The 4,430-nt window shown below is 75.1% G+C and carries 1 protein-coding gene; it reads left to right on the top strand.

What is annotated here, in order from left to right; all coding sequences use genetic code 11:
• On the top strand, positions 1-4,430 hold a 4,430-nt coding region (locus SACPADRAFT_RS33695; RefSeq protein WP_407690010.1), incomplete at both ends, for an SDR family NAD(P)-dependent oxidoreductase.

The raw sequence follows: 4,430 nt of genomic DNA, 5'->3' as shown, positions 1-4,430 counted from the left end.
CTCGCGCTGGCGGGTGGCGCGACGGTCATGTCCACGCCGGGCCTGTTCGCCGAGTTCTCCCGCCAGCGCGGGCTCGCGCCCGACGGCCGGTGCAAGGCGTTCGGCGCGGACGCGGACGGCACCGGGTTCGCCGAGGGCGTCGGTATGCTGCTGGTCCAGCGGCTGTCCGACGCACGCGAGGCGGGAAACCGGGTGCTGGCCGTTCTGCGCGGTTCCGCCGTCAACTCCGACGGGGCCTCGAACGGCCTGACCGCGCCCAACGGCCCGTCCCAGGAGCGCGTCATCCGCGCGGCGCTCGTCTCCGCCGGACTCGAACCGTCCGATGTGGATGCCGTGGAAGCGCATGGCACCGGCACCGTGCTGGGTGACCCGATCGAGGCACAGGCACTGCTCGCCAGCTACGGTCAGGACAGGGACACCCCACTGCATCTCGGGTCGGTCAAGTCGAACATCGGGCACACCCAGGCCGCGGCGGGGGTCGCCGGCGTCATCAAGATGGTGCAGGCGCTGCGGCACGAGGAGCTGCCCGCCACGCTGCACGTCCCGGCACCCAGCCCGCACGTGGACTGGGCCTCGGGTGCGGTGGCGCTGCTGACCGAATCCGCCCCGTGGCCGCGCGCCGCGTCGCCGCGCCGGGCCGGGGTATCGTCGTTCGGAGTCAGCGGCACCAACGCGCATGTGATCATCGAGCAGGGCGATCCCGAGCCCGCACTCCCCGCCGAGGAGCCCGCCGAGGTGCCGCTGGTGCTCTCGGCCAAGTCGGAGCCCGCACTGCGCGCCTCCGCCGCCCGCCTCGCCGACGCGCTTCCCGTCCTGCCGCCCGCGTCGACGGCGTTCTCACTGGCCACGACCCGCACCCGGTTCTCGCACACGGCCGTCGCGCTGAGCCCGAACGCGGTCGAGGCGCTGGCGGCCGGAGAGCCGCACCCGCTGCTCGTCCAGGGTGTCGCGCACGACACGGGCACGGTCGCGTTCGTCTTCCCCGGCCAGGGCTCTCAATGGGCCGGGATGGCACGGGAGTTGCTGACCCAGTCCCCGGTGTTCGCCGCGCGGATGGCCGAGTGCGCCGACGCGCTGGCCGAGTTCGCGGACTGGTCGTTGACCGAGGCCCTCGACGACGCGGAGCTGCTGAACCGGGTCGACGTGGTCCAGCCCGCGCTGTGGGCGGTCATGGTGTCGCTGGCGGCGGTGTGGCGGTCGTGGGGGGTCGAGCCCGCCGCGGTCGTCGGTCACTCCCAGGGCGAGATCGCGGCCGCGGTGGTCGCGGGCGCACTGTCGCTTCAGGATGGTGCGCGGGTGGTGGCGCTGCGGTCGGCGGCGTTGCGGGGACTGGCCGGGCGCGGCGGCATGGTGTCCGTCGCGCTGCCGGAGAGCGACGTCCGGGAGCGGATCGCGCCCTGGGGCCGGCGGATCTCCGTGGCCGCGGTCAACGGCGCCTCAGCCGTCGTCGTGTCCGGGGAGCCCGGAGCGCTCGACGAGCTGGTTGCGGCGTGCGACGCCGACGGCGTGCGGGCCCGGCGTGTCCCCGTCGACTACGCGTCGCACTCGGCCCAGGTCGACGACCTGCGCGACGAGATCCTGGCCGCGCTGGCCCCGATCCGGCCGCGCGCGGGCGAGGTCCCCGTCTACTCGACGCTGACGGGCCAGATCGAGGACGGGTCCGTGATGGATGCCGGATACTGGTTCGCGAGCCTGCGGTCCACCGTCCAGTTCGCCGACGCCGTCGACCGGCTCAAGGCCGACGGTGTCGGCGCCTTCGTCGAGTGCTCGCCGCACCCGGTGCTCACCGTCGCCATGCCCGACGACGTCACCGCAGTCGGCTCGCTGCGCCGCGACGACGGTGGCCTGAGCCGGTTACTGCTTTCCCTCGGCGAGGCTGTCGTCGGCGGTGTCGACCCGGACTGGGCCGCGGTCGTGCCCGGCGGTAGCAGGGTCGATCTGCCCACCTACCCCTTCCAGCGCAAGCGCTACTGGCTCGAACCGGGTCCGCAGGCGCTCCCGGGGGACGCCGAGTTCTGGGCCGCCGTCGCTCGCGGCGACGTGGACGTCCTGGCTCCCGAGGGGCCCGAGCGCGACGCGCTGCGCACCGCCCTGCCCGCGCTCGCCACCTGGCACGAGCGCCGCCGGGACCGCGAGGCCCTCGACTCCTGGCGCTACCGCCTCGACTGGGAACGGGTCACGCCGGCAGGCCGCCCGATCGGCGACTGGCAGGTCCTCGTCCACGAGGACCATGCCGGGGGCGCCTGGCCGCGCGCTGCCGCCGAGGCACTCGGCGCGGAGATCGTCACCGTCACCGACCACGATGACCGCGACACACTCGCCGACCGGCTGCGCGGCGAGGGCGTGCTGTCCTTCCTCGCCCTCGCCGGGCATCCGCACGTCACGCACCCCGACCTTCCGTCGGGCCTCGCCCTGACCCTCGCCGCCGTCCAGGCACTGCACGACGCGGGCACGCGCACCCGCTTCTGGGCCGCCACCACCGGTGCGGTGACCACCGGCGACGACGACCCCGTGCGCCGCCCCGCCCAGTCCCAGATCTGGGGCCTCGGCAAGGTCACGGCGCTGGAGCATCCCGGTGTGTGGGGCGGCCTGGTCGACCTCCCCGACGACCCGACGGACGACTTCCTGACCGTCCTGTCCGGACCCGAGGACCAGGTCGCCGTCCGTGCCGCCGGGACGTTCGCCGCCCGCCTGCTCCGGGACACCGCGTCGGCCGCCGCGCCGTGGCGGCCCACCGGAACGGTGCTGCTCACCGGGGGCACCGGGGCGCTCGGCCCGCACCTCGCCCGCTGGCTCGTGGCGGCGGGAGCGCCGAAGGTCGTCCTTACCAGCAGGCTCGGTGCGGACGCACCCGGCGCGGCCGAGCTGACCGCGGAGCTGGACGGCGTGGTCGAGTTCGCCCGCTGTGACGTGACCAGCGCCGACGACGTCCGCGCACTGGCCGACCGGCTCAGCGCCGACGGCACGCCCGTGCGGTCCGTGCTGCACGCCGCCGCGTTCATCAAGCTCGGTTCGGTCGCGGTCACCACGCTCGACGAGGTCGCCGCCGTGGTCCGTCCCAAGGTCGGTGGCGCGCTGGTGCTCGACAAGGTCTTCGGTGACGACGTCGAGGACTTCGTGTTGTTCTCCTCCATCGCCGGGATCTGGGGCAGCGGCGACCACGCCGCCTACGCCGCCGCGAACGCCCACCTCGACGCCCTCGCCTCCGCGCGCCGTGCCCGCGGCGCCGCGGGCACCTCCGTCGCCTGGGGCGTGTGGGCCGCGGCCAACGAGTGGGACGACGCACACGTCCACGAGGGTGTCGACCCCGAGCGCGTGCACCGCCAGGGCCTGCCCTTCCTCGACCCCGACCGCGCACTCACCGCGCTCGGCGAGGTCGTCGCCGGACCCGAGGCCGTGCCCGCCGTCGCCGACGTCGCCTGGGAACGGTTCGTCCCCGTCTTCACCTCGCTGCGTCCGAGCCCACTGCTCTCGCGCATCCCCGAGGTCGCCGCGCTCGCTGACACCGACGACGCCCCGGCGTCCACCGGGCTGCGCGCCGAGCTGGCCGGTGTCTCTCCCGCCGACCGGTTGCGCCGACTGGTCGCGGTCGTGCGCGAGCACGCCGCCGCGGCGCTCGGCCACGGCGGTGCCGACGGGGTCGACCCGCGCACCGCTCTCCGCGATCTCGGACTCGACTCGCTGACCGCCGTGAACCTGCGCAACCGCCTCAGCGCCGCCACCGGGCTGCGGGTGGCGACCACGGTCGTGTTCGACCATCCCACCGTCACCGCGCTCGCCGAGCACCTCGACGCCGAACTGTTCGGCCGCACCGCGGGTGCCGAGGTCGTCGTCCGCGAGGCGGTGGACGAGCCGCTCGCGATCGTCGGCATGTCCTGCCGCTTCCCCGGTGGCGTCACCAGCCCCGCCGAGCTGTGGGCGCTGCTGGCCGACGGCGGCGACGCCATCGGCCCACTGCCCGCCGATCGCGGCTGGCCCGCCGATCTGTACGACCCCGACCCCGATCGGCCGGGCACCACCTACGCCGAGGGCGGCGGGTTCCTCGACCGCCTCGCCGACTTCGACCCGGCGTTCTTCGGTATCTCGCCGCGCGAGGCCGCCGCGATGGACCCGCACCAGCGGCTGCTGCTCGAGGTCTCCTGGGAAGCGCTGGAGCGCGCGGGCATCGACCCGACCACCCTGCGCGGCACCCGCGCCGGGGTCTTCGCGGGCGTCAACTACCAGGACTACGCCGCCCGCCTCACCGGGGCCGACGACCTGTCCCAGGGGCACCTGCTCGTCGGCAGCGCGGCCAGTGTCGTCACCGGCCGCGTCGCCTACACCCTCGGACTGGAGGGCCCGGCCGTCACCGTCGACACCGCGTGCTCGTCGTCGCTGGTCGCCCTGCACCTCGCGGCCCGGTCGCTGCGCTCGGGCGAATCCGACCTGGC

The sequence above is a fragment of the Saccharomonospora iraqiensis subsp. paurometabolica YIM 90007 genome (genome assembly GCF_000231035.2).
In the GTDB taxonomy this organism is placed as follows: Bacteria; Actinomycetota; Actinomycetes; order Mycobacteriales; family Pseudonocardiaceae; genus Saccharomonospora; species Saccharomonospora paurometabolica.
This window is presented reverse-complemented; position numbering and strand designations above follow the sequence as displayed.